Genomic DNA, 17264 nt, shown 5'->3' on the forward strand with positions numbered 1-17264 from the left:
GTATAGAAAAAATTTAAACGAGTTCATTTACTCTAAATAAATAACAGAGTTTCATAATAAATATTTTAATTTCTATAAAACCTAAACCTTAAATTGAAGGCAAAACTATCATTTTTATTGATCTGTATTGAGCAAATTACACCAAAAGTAAAGTTTTAATATTCATAAAGTATTCACAATTCTAAATTTACGATGTAATTATATCTAAAATATTTCGTTATTAAAATAGAAGATTAGGGTATCTTTAACACAAAATTTATTCGCGGGAAACGATATTTACTTTTTAGATTGTAATACTTACTTAAATGAACAAATACATCACCTCGATGCTTTTTGTGATTGTTCTGTCTACATATATGTCTGCACAGCAATCCGCAATTTACACCAATGAATTAGTACTGTATAATCAGGCTCTCGAATTGTATAATAACAAACAATTTCTGGCAGCTCAAAACTTATTTGATAAGGTCAAAGATGCCTCTACAGATGAGAATATTGATGCCGATTGCACCTATTATATTGCTAATTGTGCGGTGTGGCTAAATCAAAAAGGAGCAGATCAACTTTTAGAAGATTTTGTAGTACAATACCCTACAAGTATTAAGCGTAATGCAGCGTACCTGGATGCAGCAACATACTATTTTGATAATGGTAAATATGCGTACGCTCGTAAATGGTATGATAAAGTTGATGAAAGTAATTTAGGTCGGGCAGAAAAGGAGAAATATAATTTTAATAATGGGTATGCTTATTTTAAAATTCAGAGATTTAACGAAGCGAAGAAATTTTTAAATCGCGTAGAAGATTCTCCAGAATATAGTGCTAAAGCAAAGTATTACCTGGGTTTTATTGCTTACGAAGGAGATAATTATAAAGAAGCCGATAAATTGTTTGATGAAGTAAAAGATCTGGATCAGTATAATAAGAATTTATCATATTTCCAGAGTGATATGAACTTCAAGTCAGGAAATTTTGAAGAAGCTATTAATGAAGGATTAGTACAATTACCTAAATCGAAACGTTCAGAAAGATCTGAGCTAAATAAAATTATAGGAGAGAGTTATTTTAATCTTGGAGAGTATGATAAAGCAACTCCATACCTTAAAGAGTATAAAGGAAGAAAAGGCAAATGGAACAATACAGATTATTATTTATTGGGATATGCTTATTATAAACAAGGAGCGTATGAGAATGCAATTTCAGAATTTAATAAAATTGTAGATGGGCGTAATGCTACAGCCCAAAATGCATATTATCACCTGGCAGAATCGTATCTTAAAACAGATCAAAAACAACAAGCATTAAATGCTTTTAAGAATGCTTCAGAGATGGATTTTGAAGCTAAAATCAAGGAAGATGCTACGTATAATTATGCAAAATTAAGCTATGAAATAGGAAACTCTTTCGAGAGTGCTCCAAAAGTTTTACTATCCTATTTAGATCAATATCCTAAAACAGAATTTGAAGAAGAAATCAAAGAACTGCTGATCAGCTCGTATATTACATCAAAGAATTATAAAGAAGCAATGGATCTGCTTGAAGGAAGTAGAAATTTTGCAGATAAAGAAGTGTATCAAAAAGTAGCTTTTTACCGTGGGATAGAATTGTATTCTGAAAATAATTATCCAGAAGCAATACTCTATTTTGATAAATCTCTAAAAGAACAAGTTGATCCGGCATTTACAGCAAAAGCTATATACTGGAAAGCTGAGAGTGATTACTTACTAAACAATTTTGATGATGCTTTGATTGGATTTAAACAATTTAAGGGTAGTACAGGAGCTTCATCGACCAGTGAGTATGAACATATAGATTATAATATGGGATATACTTATTTTAAGTTGAAACAATACCCCCAGGCGGCTCAATATTTTGAAACTTTTTCTAAGAGTAACAAAACCGATGAAGCAAGACAAACAGATACCTATCTAAGATTAGGAGATAGTCATTTTATTTCTAGTAAATACTGGCCGGCAATGGAAGCCTATAACCTGGCAATTAAAAAAAATGGACCAGATTCTGATTATGCGCATTATCAAAAAGCAATTAGTTATGGCTTTGTAAATAAGCATAATAAAAAGATTCAGGACCTAGAAATGTTCTTAAAAATGTATCCCAGATCCACATATCGGGATGATGCTATGTTTGCTCTTGGTGATGTGTATGTTTCCGAAAATAAAACACAACGAGGTATCGAAGCTTATGATCGTCTAATTAGAGATGTCCCCAGAAGTTCATATGTGCCAAAAGCATTACTAAAACAAGGACTAATTTATTATAACGGAAATCAGGGAGACAGAGCTTTATCAAAATTTAAAAAAGTAGTTGCAGAATATCCCGGTACCGACGAAGCAATCCAGGCTGTGAATACTGCACGATTAATCTATGTAGATTTAGGAAGGACAAATGAGTATGCTAGCTGGGTAAAAGGATTAAGTTTTGTAGATGTTAGTGATGCCGATCTGGATAATACGGCTTTTGAAGCTGCAGAAAAACAGTTTGTAGAAAATAATGATAATGGTGCAATTAGCGGTTTTGAGAAATACCTCAATGAATTTCCTAATGGTTTGCACGCTCTTAAAAGTCATTTTCACCTAGCGCAACTGTATTTCAAGAAAGGAAATAAAGATGCAACAATCCCACATTACGAATTTGTATTGCAACAGGATAGAACTGAGTTTACAGAACAAGCACTGGCAAGGCTCTCACAAGTATATCTAGAGAATCGTAAATATGAAAAAGCAATCCCGGTGTTAGAACGTTTAGAAAGTGATGCCGATTATCCACAAAATATCATTTTTGCACAATCTAATCTGATGAAGTCTTATTATCAATTGTTGAATTATCAAAAAACCATTGAATATGCTGATAAGGTTTTGGCGAATCCAAAAATTCAAAATGATGTAAAAAGTGATGCTAAGATTTTTACTGCCCGCGCAGCATTTAAGACTGTAGATATGCAACGTGCAAAGAGAGCATATGCCGAGGTACAAAAAATAGCAACAGGAGAATTGGCTGCCGAAGCATTATACTATAATGCGTATTTTAAAAATCTTGAAGGGAACTACAAGGTTTCTAATGAAACCATTCAAAAATTATCTAAAGATTTTCCCGGATATCGATTATACGGTTCTAAAGGATTAGTGCTTATGGCCAAAAACTTTTACGGACTTAAAGATGCTTATCAAGCCACATATATTTTGGAAAGCGTAATTAAAAATTTCACCGATTTCCCCGAGGTAATCGATGAAGCGCAAACCGAACTCAGAAAAATCAAAGCCGAAGAAGCAAAAACAAATTCATCCATCCAAACCGAACAGTAATAATCAGTTAGTAAAACGAGTTGTATTGTATGTTTACATATTTTAAGAAAATAAATAAATCTCATAAGTCTCTAAGACTTGTGGGGTCTAGAGTGTTACTTTTTGTGTCAATTTTTATAATTGGGGTAAATGGCTTCGCTCAGGAAAAAGAAAATGAAACTCTGGATACAGAACGTGTGGTTATTGTAAAAGCATACACACCAACAATTAGTGATGCATTTAAAGTAAAATCCACTCCCGTTCTTAATGATTCTGTGACACAGCAGAAAAAGCAAATACGATATAGTATTTTTTCTGTTCCTGTGGCGTCTACATATACACCTGCAAAAGGAAGAGCAGCCAATATCGATAGACCAAAACCCATAGATATCTATGATAACTATGCTACATTAGGATTTGGGAACTTTACATCGGTTCTCGCAGAGTTTTATAGTAATTTTCAGCTTAACCGATCAGATAATATTGGATTGTATTTACATCATAATTCATCACAGGGAGGCATAGAAGAGGTGCAATTAGATGATAAATTTTATAATACTTTTCTTGACCTTAATTATACGTCCCGTACAAGAGATTATACATATGGGATAGAAGTAGGAGCAGAGCACCAATTATACAATTGGTATGGGTTACCAGATATTCCTTCATTAACACAAGAACAGATTAATGCAATTGATCCACAACAAAGTTATTTTGGAGCAAAACTAGGAGGGAAACTTCAATTTGATGACCTGTATTTTAAGAAAGCAGTATTAAATTATAGATATTTTGGCGATGCTTTAAGTTCTGTAGAACACCATGTGATAGCAAAACCTACTTTCGAGTTCGAAATAGGAGATAACCTAATCACAACTAATTTTATCGCAGATTATTTAAAAGGAAGTTTCGAACGCGATCTTGCGTTCCAGACACCAAATGAGTACGGCGTTTTAAATGTTGGGGTCAATCCAAGTCTTGTAATATTAAGAGATAATCTTACCTTAAATCTTGGAGCAGCAGTGTATTATAGTATTGATACAGAGAATAGTGATAATGATTTCTTTATTTATCCCAAAGTAACTGCTTCCTATAGATTATTAGAAGAAGCTGTTATTGCCTATGGCGGACTTGAAGGTGATTTACGACAAAATACGTATCGGGATGCTGTGCAAAAAAATCCTTTTGTATCCCCAACTTTAGTTATAGAGCCTACAAACATGTTATATGATGCTTATGTAGGATTGAAAGGGAAAATATCTGATGTAGTAAGTTATAATTTTAGAGGAAGTTATATTTCAGAAGACGAGAAACCTTTATTTGTTAATAATGTTAGAGCAACATTACAACGTGAAGGGTTTGATTACGGAAACTCATTCTCATATCGCTATGACGATGTTAATACCTTAATAGGATATGGAGAGTTAAATTTTGAAATTAGCAAAAAATTTAAGCTAGGAGCCTCAGCAGAATATTTTAATTATAGCTCAGAAGACGAACAAGAAGCATGGAATCTCCCTGAACTAAAAGCTTCGGTACTTATGGATTATCAAATCAATAAAAAATGGTACGTAGGAGCACAGTTATTTTATGTTGGCGAACGAAAAGATATTAATAATCAAGTCATTTCTTTACCTACAGTTCCTGAGTCTGTGGTAACTCTAGATTCCTATTTTGATGCTAATGTAAATTTAGGATATCGATTAAGTGATAAACTATCTTTCTTTATTAAAGGAAACAATCTGGCAGGAGATAATTATGAACGTTGGGTAAATTTCCCTGTTCAGGATATACAAGTTTTAGGAGGAGTTACGTATAAGTTTAACTACTAAATTTAATCTAGAATTAGATAAATTTAAAATTTTTGGTACCTTATAGTAATAAAAACATCAATCATTTATACATATATTAGATATAAAGATTTGGTTTTTGTATAAGTAATATATGGTTAATCGATTGATTAACATATTACTATCGGTATAGTTTTTGTAGTTGTTTACATAAAATAAAACTTATGAAAGGTACTTTACTTCTTATTTTTTGCCTGTTTTCAATAGGTATGTTTTCCCAGGATAACTTTAAACTCTATTATGAAGAAACAGAAAATGGGTTTAAGATTCTGGCAGATAATGACGAATATACTCCGGTGTCTGCAAAAATAGATTTCAGGTTAGAAAATCTTACATCAACTAATGGAAGTAATAAAGTTTTTGTAGTACCAGCAAAAACAAAAAGACACACGATTACAGATCTAAAAGTAATTGATAGAAAAAAACGCATAAAACTGGGGTATGAATCTATCTATAATCATGGGGATCATAACCAAAAAAAATACGATACCGGTTTTAAATATTACTTACCTTTTAAAAAAGGAGAAGAATATTGGTTATCTCAGGGATATAATGGAGCTACTTCTCACCAAAATGAAAATGCATTAGATTTTAAAATGCCTGTAGGAACTAAGGTTTATGCGGCACGAGATGGAGTAGTTGTAGATATCGAAGAAAGTTTTAGTAAAAGTTGCACTTCTGCAGATTGTGCCAAGTATAATAATTTTATTCTTATTTATCATAGCGATGGTACTTTTGCCGAGTATACCCATATTAAAAAAAATGGAGCACAAGTAAACATCGGTGATCAGGTAAAAATAGGTCAATTTATTGGGTATAGCGGTGATGTTGGTTGGGCTACAGGGCCACATTTACATTTCATCGTATTTTTTCAAAGACTAAAAGAAAGAATTACCTTAAAAACAAAATTCTTAACCGGAAACGGAAAACAAGCTATTGCACTTAAAGAAAAAGAAAAGTATCGTAGGGAATATTAATGTACTTTTTGATAGATTCTAAATATATTATACCGGTAAATAGGGTATAAAACATCCCTGTTTTCAGTACCCTAATTTTCATCGTTTACCGTGTTTTGTACCTGCCTAAACGGCTATATCTTGCACAGTATTAAGAACAGTTTTATTATAATTTTTAATACAAGATATACAGATGAAAAAGATTAATATACATACATATATTGTTACATTTATTTTACTATATGTTTTAGCAGCAATATGCAGTTTAATTGGGTACGCCAACAATGAAGGAACACTCGTTTTGACTCCTACAACAGAATTTTTACTAAAATTACATTCGATAATTAACCTTCCTACAACTACTATAGGATATGCTACATTAGGTAAAGGAATCTATACTGTAGTAGGGGGATTAATCCTTAATGTATTTTTATACTCTCTTATAGTTGAGCGTATTGTTTTTTGCCTAATAGCCCTGAAAAGAAGTGTTTTAAAAACAAAATTTTTAACTAAAAAAAGCAAACAAGCTATTTTACTTATAGAAAAGTAAGCTTACCAAAACCGTATCAAAAACCCAATACATCATTGACCTCGCAGGTTTCGAAAACCTGTGAGGTCACGTTTGTTTAGAGAAGTTACTACATTGTTAAGATGCATTTCTTTTCGTGCTAATTTTCCTATCTTCCATTCCTAAATCAAAATATACCATATCATGATCAAAAAGATGCTTTTTATAGCTTGTTTTGCTATGATTTTTACAGCTTGTAAAAATGAAGCTACTGCTACCAAAGAACCTGAAGAAAAGGTAGATGTTAGTGCCAAATTTAATGAGATGCTAGATAATTATTATGAAGAAGGTCTACAGCTCAATCCAGTACAAGCTACCTTTGCCGGGGATAATAGATTTAACGACCAATTTCCTAATCCGTTGGCAGATGAAACAGTAAATAAAACCAAAGCTTATTTTAAAAAGTATAAAGAGCAATTGGCGCAATTTGATGATGCTACACTATCTGAAAGCGAGAAAATGACTAAGGCAATTCTCAACTGGGAATGTGATATGAACTTAGAAAGGTTTAATTTTAAACAAGACTATTTTCCTATTGATCAAATGTGGTCTATTAATCTTGTTGCCGGGCAATTGGCGAGTGGTGCTAGTGCACAACCTTTTAAGACTGTCCAAGATTATAATAATTGGCTAAAACGTCTGGAAGGATATATAGATTGGATGACATCTGCCGAAGCAAAAATGAAAGAAGGTATGGCTGCAGGATATGTGTTACCAAAATCGTTGATCGTAAAAGTGCTTCCGCAATTAGAAGCATTAACAGTTGAAGACTTAGATCAACATCTTTTCTATACTCCTGTAAAGAATTTTCCAGAAGATTTTTCTGATGAAGACAAAAAACAATTAACAGAAGCTTACAGCAAAATGGTTTCCGAAAAAATTGTTCCTACCTATAAAAGCCTTCATAAATTTATGAGTACAGATTATATGGAAGCGGGTAGAACTAGTTCTGGTATTGAAGGTATTCCTGGCGGAAAAGACTTTTATCAATATCAAATCAAGTTGTACACAACAACGACTATGACAGCCGATGAGATTCATAAGCTGGGACTTTCTGAAGTTGCCAGGATCTCCTCTGAAATGGAAAAAATTAAAGAGCAAGTAGGATATGCCGGCGATCTAAAATCATTTTTTGATCATGTGCGTAATAAGAAAGAATTGATGCCATTTACAGAACCACAGCAAGTGATCGACAATTTTAATGCAATCCATGATCGCATGAAACCACAGATTGAAAAACTGTTTGATGTAAAGCCAAAAACACCATTTGAAGTACGTAGAACAGAAGCTTTTCGTGAGAACTCTGCTAGTGCAGAATATAATCCAGGGTCATTAGATGGTACTCGCCCAGGGATTTTTTATACACCGATTCCAGAGGTAACCAAGTATAATACGTATAGTGATGAGTCGTTGTTTTTACATGAAGCAATACCAGGCCATCATTATCAAATCTCATTAACTCAGGAAAGCGAAGAATTACCAAAATTCAGAAAAACATTATGGTATAGTGGTTATGGCGAAGGATGGGCATTATATAGTGAGTCTTTGGGTAAAGAACTAGGCTTATACACAGATCCATATCAGTATTTCGGAATGTTAGGAGCAGAGATGCATCGTGCTGTTCGTCTTGTTGTAGATACAGGATTACATTCTAAAGGATGGACACGTGAGCAGGCAATTCAATATTCTTTAGATAACGAGGCAGAATCAGAAGCTGGGATTACTTCCGAAATAGAACGCTATATGGCTAATCCAGGTCAGGCATTATCTTATAAAATTGGGCAGTTAAAAATAAGAGAACTTCGTGCCAAAGCAGAAGCAGCACTAGGAGATAAGTTTGATATTCGCCAGTTTCATAATCAGGTCTTAGAAACCGGATGTGTACCATTGGCATTGCTAGAAAATAAAATCAATACATGGATTGCCAGTAATAAATAATAAGTTAGTAAAACGGTATTCTAATCCATAAAATAAAAACGCGCATAAACTTATGCGCGTTTTTTAATATGTTCTATTAGGATTGAATTCTATTGTTTAGATCTATAAATGACTAAGCCAAGATTTACTTTATTAAACCTGTTTTACTTTTAAAGTCCTGATCCCTGACTTGATTTATTTTGATGTCGATAAAATTGTAGTTATATAAATCAGTACCTTGAATAAAGGTTGATTGTTTAAAAACAGAGATCCCATTTATTTTTTCCCAATCTTTAAAAATAACAGTTACCAAATCTCCTTTTTCATTCGTATTGATATCAAAACCTAATGGAAGAAAGGAATTGAAAGCATAATAAAAATTAACAGGTCTATTAGCGTTATCCTTAAATTGAATATGAAATGCAGTTTGATTCTGAAATTTAGTAAATCCCTTTAAAACAGGAGTGGCATATCGGGTTTCGGGTTTAAAACTTAACCAATGTAATTCATGACCTCGTGCAAATATTTGCATTTCAGTACTTAAAGACTCGGTAAGTGATTGTGTGTTTACGTCATAATACCATGAGGTGTTTTTTCCATGTTTTATAATACTATGGTCCTTGTTATTAACTTGTTCCATTCTCCCATCGGTTTCTCTAGATAGTATAAGAGTTTTAAAAGAATTATTGGGGCCTTTACAATCTGCTAGAGCATAGATAGAAGCTATATCAGAGTCGCCAGAAATACCCAAATTAGTTCTTACTTGATTCAAAACTATTTCTGCAGTAGTATGCGCATCGGCCTCGGTATTGGCAGTGCTAATGATTTTCCATTCATTATCGATTTTTTTTAGAACACTTTGCCAGGAAACTACCCAATATACAGGTTCATCCTCTAAAATCCCTTTTACAGTCACTGATCCAATATAGCTAGCCATAGAACCATCATCAGATATTTCAATAATAGGATCATCACGTTTAACTAGTTGGTGAAATTCCATAGTATCCAAATATGATTGAGTACCCGAAATCCTATCCGATTTTTTTATTCGTTGTATACTGCCTTTTCTAACATCATACCACTCTTCTGCATTAGGTTGATAAAACTGATTGGCATCTTTGTTAAAATGAGCTTTTTCTACCAGATCCATTAGTGATTGAATTTTATGCTTTTCGGCTTTAATGTCAACTGGTTTTTGACATGATAAAATGGAAAGCACTAATAATACAGCAGTTATTTTATTCATAATATTGTGATTAAAGTATCCTGAAAATATTTCTCTTACATTCTTAAAAGTAACAATTACTTGTATAGGTAATTAATAAAGGTTTGTTAAGGAAAATTTTAAAAATTCGAAAATAACAGGGAGACGTTACAATATTAAAAGTAATTCACAGAATAAAATATAGAGTCATACCATCAAAAACCCTTAAATGCTTCGGCATTTTGTACTAGGACAAGAACATCATATCTAAATATAGTTTTCTTAAAGGCATCAGAAAAATTAGCATAAGCAAGAGGTCTTAAAGAAACTAAATCCAGTACATAATACTTTTTGGTTATGGTTGGTATAACTTTTTGAATTTCTTCAGGAAAATCTTTAGTATTATCAAATGGCACTACAGGATTAGGAGTAAATGGATTTCCCATAGCTGCTTTTCCGGTTATACCCATCACAAGGTAATGCAACGAATGCATTTTGTTGGTAATAGCCAATTCACTAGCCATATTAGAAATATCATAAATATTAGTTCGATTTAGCCCTTTTGCCGCATGATTAGCTCCTAGTTTAAAGATCACTTTTGGAGTAGTATTACGATCTTTTGTGTTATCATAATAGTTTAAAAAATTACGTTTCATTAATTGACTTCGCGTATTGTTATTTTTATAATACTCTTTGGTGATCATATTATAGGCGTATATTTCCTTAGTTTTCCACAGTTGTTTTAAAATTTCGATTTCTTTGGCATCAGTAGCTAGTTCTAGCAACGATTTGTGTAAAGCTTCGTTATATTTAAAAATGTAGGTCGCTCCGTACTTTTTATTAGCTATAGCATATTGATAACCTTCGTTGGCCTCCTTTTTTAATTCCTGTAGTTTTTCTTTTAAAGGTGTATTATCTGTAGTAGAAATAATATAATCAAAATTAAGACGAAACTGAACCATAAAAGTTTGGTCAATCCCCCAGAGCATTCCTTTCTTTTTAATTACATTGGTAAACAGATCATAATCATCTTCATTATTATAAAAAGGAATAGCAAAAGGAAACTCCTGATGTAATTTTTTTGCGTTACCGATAGGGTCATTAGATGAGGCTATGGTCGTTATTTTTTCTGCAGCTATAGCATCTGTTTCTATACAGAGCGTATGATAACCAAAAGGTTGTGCGATATTGTATATTGTGTTTGTAAAAAGCCCTGCTTCCTTAATGCCGTGCTGTTCTCCTACAAATACAAATTGACTATTTTTTAATCGCTGTTTTGTGAAGGATAAAAATATATCATTTTTGAGATCCTCTATCTGAAAACTGTACTTTGATAAATCAATTTTATCCTGTGAGTATATGAATGTTGTAGATAAAAAGGTAATACTTAGAATTAAAGAAAAAATAGTTTTCATTGCATATTATTTTGAGATTGATACTTCAAAAATACTTCGTTTGCTCTGTGTTTTTTTGAAGAATATCACGAACCCTAATATTATACTCTCGAACTTATTTTTTTAAAGGATAAACTATGCAATATAGGATATGAACATGACGATACGATTATGAAAAGGTAGAGTAAATCTGCTTTCATAAAATAGATTTTGCCTTCAATTGCCTATTTTTATTAGTGTAAAAAGATTCGATATGAATATAGAAACACCTAAAATATCACTGGGATGGCGACTTGTTATCGTTTTTATTGTAGGGATAGTTATGTTTAGCATTATAGCAATTGCATCAAAATTTAGAGAAGCTCCTAAAGTAGATCTACTTTTTTTGTTGTTATGGATGTCTATTATTTACTTAAGTTTTGAAGTAATTCATGAGTTTCAGAAAAAGCTGGTGCAAAAGAACCTAAACTCTATTTGGATCTTTTTTGGAAGTAGTATTGGAGGAACAGTTATCTATACAATCTTTTTTTATTTTTATAAATGGTTAGACTATTTGATCCTCGGTAGTGAACCTCCTATGATACAACATGTGATATTCTCTGCTTTGACCGGGCTGGCAATTTGTATGATCTTCGGCCTTATTTTGCTGACATTTAACTGGAAAAATCAGTACTACATTTCTCATATACAAAATGAACAATTCAAAAAGGAAATTATAAAGGCAAATTTATCAATTCTAAAAAATCAACTCGATCCACATTTCATGTTCAATAACTTTAATACGTTATATTACTTAATTGATGAGGATGGTGAACTGGCACAAAGGTTTCTGAAAAATATAGCATCGGTATATAGATATATTCTGCAAAATAATGAAAAGGCAATTATACCTATATCACGTGAATACGAGATGGCACGACAATATCTTTTACTTATTGAACAACGCTATAAAACTGCTCTAAAAGTACATGATGCAGTAGATTCAGCATTTTTTGAATATAAAAGCGTTCCTCCATTAGTGTTACAACAACTTATTGAAAATGCCGTAAAACATAATAGAATAGATGAACGATCACCGTTACACATTCACTTTGAAGTAACAGAAAACTATTTTACAGTAAAAAACAACAATAATCCTAAACGTACAGCTGGTACTACCGGCACTGGATTAGAAAATATAACAAAACGATATGATTTCCTTACCGAGAATAAGGTGATTATTTCGAATACCAAAGATGAGTTTAGAGTATCTATACCTTTACTGCCAACAACCAATGAAACAAACAGCAATGTTTAAATTTTTTTATTTAGTATCAATAGATTATAAAAAATTAAATGAGTGAAAATTAAGACAGTGATAATAGAAGATGAAGCAACTGCCAGAGATCATCTAATAAAGCTAATTGCTAGGATCAGTACAGATATTTCTGTCATTGCTTCAATTTCTACAGTAACAGAAAGTATAGATTGGTTTAGATCAAATAAACATCCAGATCTAATTTTTATGGATATTCACCTATCCGACGGGATTTCTTTTGACATATTGAAAGAAGTTATCATCGATGCTCCTATTATTTTTATTACCGCTTATGATGAATATGCTATACAAGCTTTTAAAACAACAGGAATTGATTATCTACTAAAACCTATTAATAAGGAAGATTTACAAAACGCATTAAGAAAATTCTTTAAAAGCCGAGTCAAAGAAGCAGATGAATGGATTATTAGAAATATAGATTTACTTCAACGCATACAAAAAGAAGAAAAAATAGTGTATAAGGAACGGTTTTTACTGAAATCAGGAAATAGTATGACGCCAGTAAAAATAAGTGATATAGCGTATTTCTATAGAGACGAATTGGTTTTTGCAAAGCTTTTAGATGGAAAATTATTTCCTTTAGATGATTCTTTAAACCAATTACAAACGATAATTAACCCTAAAGAATTTATTCGATTAAACAGGCAACTTTTGGTAAACATAAACGCAATAAAGAAATTAACCCCTTCAAAACCCGGTCAATTATCGGTACTGTTAACTCCAGAATACCACGATGAAATACATTTGAGCCCAGAACGATCGAGATGGTTAAAACTTATACTCGACGGAAAATAGGAGATAAACATGATAAAACTTTTCTTTTTATGAGGATAAAAAAAGAAAAAGCTATTTTTATATGATGTATCATTGGAATGAGATTTTTATTGGTATCCAGCTATGTATTACAATTCAATTAGTAGTAGTAGGCTCTGTAAATGTATTTACAAAAAATACAAAAAATGTCTTTCTGGGGATATACTGCCTTCTTGTAGCTAATGCACATATAGCTCTTATTTTTAGTGATTTCTTCAAAAAAGAACCTTACATGTATGCTTTTTTTGGAGGATGGAAAGGGTATTTTTATGGACCCATTTTATACCTTTATTTAAAATCGTTAAGTAAAAAATGGAACCATAAAAAAGAATGGATTCATTTAATACTTCCATTTGCTTTATTTGGATTGTCTCTTTATCGTTATTTTTTTATAAGCCAGGAAGATTCAATGATTGTAAGGTTAAAAGCAGTGGGATATTTTTTCTACTGGACCCTGTTAATTTCTTATTTCATTTTAGGGATAAAAGAATTTAAACAGCATATAAGAATAAACTTAAAAGAAAAATCAAAAATTAGATTTCAAAGTTTTTATACCATAGTAAATACTCATTTATTGTTTACCATTATACCGGGATTTATATTATTTCTTAGTATTTATACCGATGTTAGCATCATTGAGAACTTAACAGAAACTGTTGTATTACCTTATTATGAATATTGGGCTGTTCCTATATATATGCTTCTTTTTATATTCTTACTCTTTTACGGGATTACAGAATTGCAATGGGTAAAAAAATATTTTCTGATAGCTTCTATACATCAACCTGTGAATGACTTTCAAAAAAATGCAGATGTTTTTATACATATCAAAGAATTTTTCTCTGCCAACGAAGTGTTTAAAAACCCAAACCTCACTATAGACGAATTATCTCTTTCTTCGGGGATTACCAAATCTGCAATTCGATCTGTTTTGATCGAAAAAGGATATTCTAGTTTTACTGATTTTGTGAATGAATATAGAATTAAAGAATTTAAAAATAATCTGAAAGAAGAAAAGTATAATAATTATGACCTGGCCAGTATTGCTTTATTATCAGGATTTAATTCTAAAGCAACATTCTATAGAGTTTTTAAGAAACATACTGGTATAACTCCTAATGAGTATAAGGCAGGTGTAATACGTAATAAATTATTAGAATAGATTAAAAAGGGGTCATCGTATAAAGGTTTTAGAAAATTTGATAATCAGTATTTGATTATCTGTAAATGGCAATCTGGGTTGCAATGCATTTCTATTAGTATTGGCATTATGGTTATAGACGACATATAGATCTGTACCTTCTGTAGGGTTATATCTAAACCTAAGATTCCACCCTAACCGATCACTTCGTGTATCGTATTGCACATAAGAGTTTAATGATGTTTTTGAAGATAAATTGAATTTTAACCTCGAAAAATACCGACTTAAATTTAGTTTTCTAGAGGTTTCACTAACATACTCTTCAGGAAACCTAAGATTATTATATGTACCTCCTAATTGAGCTTGAAAGAGTGTGCTAAAATCATAAGAAACATTATACGACATAGTAAACTGGTTTCCGCCATAAAACTCTCCTATTTCTGTATCTAATGTAACCTTATATGGTTTTGCATCTCCAGAAATAAAAATAGGATTAAATTTCCACATCTTGTACTGTGCAGCAGGAATAGTTACTCCTTCTGCTATTTCCCAATCACGATATAAATTATCTTCTTGATAGATAGGAAAAAACATGGTTAAACGATGTCCTTTTTTATGTATCGCTGTCATGTAGAAATTCGTTTGAAAAAAATCGTGATTACCAGAATTAGACAACCAGTTTTTTCTAAAATAATGACCTATCGAAAAAAATTGCAAGAATGAATGATTGGTAAATGACTTTCTCCACCCATGATTTAATGTTAAACGTTTGGTATTTGGTTGAGAGACAAAACCCAATTTAGGGTCGAAGTTTTCTGTGTATTCCCGAAACCTGTATTGCAGTCCAAAACCATTGTTCTTAAATGTGTTTATTGAAGCTCCATACATTGGTTTCCAATCTCCTTTTTCTTTATCAAAGGTTGTACCTACTGTTAATTGAGTTCTAACGGTATTGGTTAAACGAATATTTGCATCTATAGCCATTAAATGATTATGGTCTTCACTACTTAATGAATTGGTATTTATAAAACCAATATATGACCCTAGTTTCCCTATGTTTTTTTTAATTCGGGTTACGCTCTTATTAGCAGAAGCAGCTACTTCATTTACCTCATGTGTTTGCATTGATAAAAGCCCGTATTGCCATTTTGTATTCCCGCCTGTAAATCGAATACCACCTATAATAGGAATTGAAGCACCATCCTGAATACCAATTCGTCTGGAATGAAATAAGCGATGATCAAATTGATTAGAGTTGAAGATATCAGCGTTTTCAAGGAAAAACAATCGCTTTTCATTTAAAAATATTGGGAAACGAGAAATATTAACGATTCGATCATCTGCTTCTACCTCTGCAAAATCGGTGTTTAATGTAAAATCTATCGTATGATTTGCATTAGGCTTAAATTTTACATCTAATCCCGTATTACTCAATATCTTATCTAATACCTGATGATCTGCATATTGTTTACGTTCTAAAATGGTAGTGCTGCTTTCATATGCTGTGCCTTCTTCGTTAATGAGGTTTTCCCGAATAGCATTTGCCTTTATATACGGAGTTATATATAGTGGTTTTGTTACCGGTAAACCTGTAAAGCGTATTTCTTGGGCATTTGTAAAATGATGTAGTGCATTACCAATATCTATATTTTTAAGATGAGATGTTATACGCTCATTGATCTCTTTATATTTTACCGTTGCTTTAATCCTCATCATATTCTCAGAAGATTTTTCATATCGTAACGATGAAAACGGAATCCTCATTTCTGTACTCCACCCTTTTTCTGTAATGAGTGATTTAACATCCCAAAAGGTATTCCACGAAGTATTAAACTCTTCTCCATTACGGCTTACTTCCATATCCTGTCGCGCACTCAATGGATTTGTTCTAAAAATGAGCGTATTTATTTTATCATTGTAAGTGTCGATATGTATTTGAAAATAATCGTCTTTTACTTGAGCTACATCTCTTTCTAGTGTTGTGGCGAATATTTGAGAAGGATCTCTAAAATTAATAATTCCACCTACATAGAGATATTCCTTATCGTATAGAATTTTTACTATAACTTGCTCTGATGCCGGAGTTCCTATATTAGGATCTATTTGCTTAAAGTCAGAAAATTCTAAAGCATCGCTCCATGCGTTCTCTTCTAATTTTCCATCCAAAGTAATAGCACTTTTTCCTAACGGAATATCAATAATTTCTTGTGCCGATGATACTACGCTCACCAGCATAAATACGATAAAAATAGACCTCATTTGATTTTTCTGTTCGTTTTTTGATTGTTTAAAAGAGGTCTATTTTTGTCTTCTTTAGACCTAAAGATTTTAGATACTCGGCAACTTCTTTTGATTCTTCACCTCCTCGTTCTGCATGATGAAGAAGAGTATATCCGTGCGGTCCTTTTGCATGTAGTGTTCCGGGAGAAAACTTTAGTATCGATTTGATGATGTCGATCTTTCCAAAAAGAGCAGCAGTAAATACATTAGCTTGAGCTCCATTATCTAATAGGTATTGAGCCAGTTTTTTATATCCAACATGACTTGCGGCTCCCAAACATGTTTCAAAATCTCCACCTCTCCAATCATGTGCAGCATTGATCAGTGTAGGGTGTTGTGCTAATAATTCTTTTACTGTTTCTAAACTTTTATGTCCAGCGCCAACAAAATTCTGCACTATTTTTTTGTCTAATTGTGGTTTTTCCTGTTCTTTCGAAAATATCACATGCGGAGCTGCAATATATAGTCCAGTAGTTAATACACCAGTAGTTAAAAATTGTTTCCTGTCCATAATTAGTGTTTTT

12 protein-coding genes are annotated in these 17264 nt (G+C 32.1%); 8 read left to right on the forward strand and 4 right to left on the reverse strand.

Annotation, left to right across the window (positions count from 1 at the left end; all coding sequences use genetic code 11):
* The first annotated feature begins 305 nt into the window (after positions 1-305).
* The 5 genes from NNH57_RS05560 (at position 306) to NNH57_RS05580 (ending at position 8611) form a co-directional block, all read left to right on the forward strand.
* The gene (locus NNH57_RS05560) at positions 306-3323 is read left to right on the forward strand and encodes a tetratricopeptide repeat protein (protein WP_108808415.1); all 3018 of its coding nucleotides are present in this window, start codon (positions 306-308) and stop codon (positions 3321-3323) included.
* Positions 3324-3352: 29 nt separating this feature from the next.
* Complete coding sequence (locus NNH57_RS05565) at positions 3353-5131, forward strand: TonB-dependent receptor (protein WP_074408289.1); 1779 nt, start codon at positions 3353-3355, stop codon at positions 5129-5131.
* 182 nt (positions 5132-5313) lie between these two features.
* Positions 5314-6126, forward strand: coding sequence for a M23 family metallopeptidase (locus NNH57_RS05570; RefSeq protein WP_074408288.1), 813 nt, complete (start codon positions 5314-5316; stop codon positions 6124-6126).
* A gap of 172 nt (positions 6127-6298) precedes the next feature.
* On the forward strand, positions 6299-6655 hold the full coding sequence (locus NNH57_RS05575) for a hypothetical protein (RefSeq protein ID WP_074408287.1): 357 nt from the start codon (positions 6299-6301) through the stop codon (positions 6653-6655).
* Between the two features lie 162 nt (positions 6656-6817).
* Positions 6818-8611: a DUF885 domain-containing protein gene (locus NNH57_RS05580; protein ID WP_108808416.1), complete on the forward strand. Its 1794-nt coding sequence runs from the start codon at positions 6818-6820 to the stop codon at positions 8609-8611.
* Positions 8612-8735: 124 nt separating this feature from the next.
* On the opposite strand, the gene NNH57_RS05585 is transcribed toward NNH57_RS05580, so the two are convergent.
* Entirely contained in the window at positions 8736-9836 is a 1101-nt protein-coding gene (locus NNH57_RS05585) for a nuclear transport factor 2 family protein (RefSeq protein ID WP_108808417.1), read from the reverse strand.
* Positions 9837-10009: 173 nt separating this feature from the next.
* The gene (locus NNH57_RS05590) at positions 10010-11209 is read right to left on the reverse strand and encodes a hypothetical protein (protein WP_108808418.1); all 1200 of its coding nucleotides are present in this window, start codon (positions 11207-11209) and stop codon (positions 10010-10012) included.
* A 232-nt stretch (positions 11210-11441) separates the two neighbouring features.
* Between NNH57_RS05590 and NNH57_RS05595 the strand changes: the two genes are divergently transcribed.
* From NNH57_RS05595 to NNH57_RS05605, 3 genes are all read left to right on the forward strand, one after another.
* The gene (locus tag NNH57_RS05595; protein WP_074408284.1) at positions 11442-12485 is read left to right on the forward strand and encodes a sensor histidine kinase; all 1044 of its coding nucleotides are present in this window, start codon (positions 11442-11444) and stop codon (positions 12483-12485) included.
* A 42-nt stretch (positions 12486-12527) separates the two neighbouring features.
* Positions 12528-13301, forward strand: coding sequence for a LytR/AlgR family response regulator transcription factor (locus NNH57_RS05600; RefSeq protein ID WP_108808419.1), 774 nt, complete (start codon positions 12528-12530; stop codon positions 13299-13301).
* A gap of 61 nt (positions 13302-13362) precedes the next feature.
* On the forward strand, positions 13363-14481 hold the full coding sequence (locus NNH57_RS05605; protein WP_074408283.1) for a helix-turn-helix domain-containing protein: 1119 nt from the start codon (positions 13363-13365) through the stop codon (positions 14479-14481).
* A gap of 12 nt (positions 14482-14493) precedes the next feature.
* On the opposite strand, the gene NNH57_RS05610 is transcribed toward NNH57_RS05605, so the two are convergent.
* Both NNH57_RS05610 and NNH57_RS05615 read right to left on the reverse strand, forming a co-directional pair.
* Entirely contained in the window at positions 14494-16719 is a 2226-nt protein-coding gene (locus NNH57_RS05610; protein WP_108808420.1) for a carbohydrate binding family 9 domain-containing protein, read from the reverse strand.
* Between the two features lie 28 nt (positions 16720-16747).
* Positions 16748-17251, reverse strand: a complete 504-nt coding sequence (locus NNH57_RS05615; RefSeq protein ID WP_082994899.1) for an ankyrin repeat domain-containing protein — start codon at positions 17249-17251, stop codon at positions 16748-16750.
* Positions 17252-17264 lie beyond the last annotated feature (13 nt).

It is taken from the genome of Aquimarina spinulae, from assembly GCF_943373825.1.
Taxonomy (GTDB): Bacteria; Bacteroidota; Bacteroidia; order Flavobacteriales; family Flavobacteriaceae; genus Aquimarina; species Aquimarina spinulae.

Coding starts and splice junctions, on each gene's coding strand:
- NNH57_RS05560 (WP_108808415.1), top strand. CDS start 306: ATGAACAAATACATCACCTCGATGCTTTTTGTGATTGTTCTGTCTACA.
- NNH57_RS05565 (WP_074408289.1), top strand. CDS start 3,353: ATGTTTACATATTTTAAGAAAATAAATAAATCTCATAAGTCTCTAAGA.
- NNH57_RS05570 (WP_074408288.1), top strand. CDS start 5,314: ATGAAAGGTACTTTACTTCTTATTTTTTGCCTGTTTTCAATAGGTATG.
- NNH57_RS05575 (WP_074408287.1), top strand. CDS start 6,299: ATGAAAAAGATTAATATACATACATATATTGTTACATTTATTTTACTA.
- NNH57_RS05580 (WP_108808416.1), top strand. CDS start 6,818: ATGATCAAAAAGATGCTTTTTATAGCTTGTTTTGCTATGATTTTTACA.
- NNH57_RS05585 (WP_108808417.1), bottom strand. CDS start 9,836: ATGAATAAAATAACTGCTGTATTATTAGTGCTTTCCATTTTATCATGT.
- NNH57_RS05590 (WP_108808418.1), bottom strand. CDS start 11,209: ATGAAAACTATTTTTTCTTTAATTCTAAGTATTACCTTTTTATCTACA.
- NNH57_RS05595 (WP_074408284.1), top strand. CDS start 11,442: ATGAATATAGAAACACCTAAAATATCACTGGGATGGCGACTTGTTATC.
- NNH57_RS05605 (WP_074408283.1), top strand. CDS start 13,363: ATGATGTATCATTGGAATGAGATTTTTATTGGTATCCAGCTATGTATT.
- NNH57_RS05610 (WP_108808420.1), bottom strand. CDS start 16,719: ATGAGGTCTATTTTTATCGTATTTATGCTGGTGAGCGTAGTATCATCG.
- NNH57_RS05615 (WP_082994899.1), bottom strand. CDS start 17,251: ATGGACAGGAAACAATTTTTAACTACTGGTGTATTAACTACTGGACTA.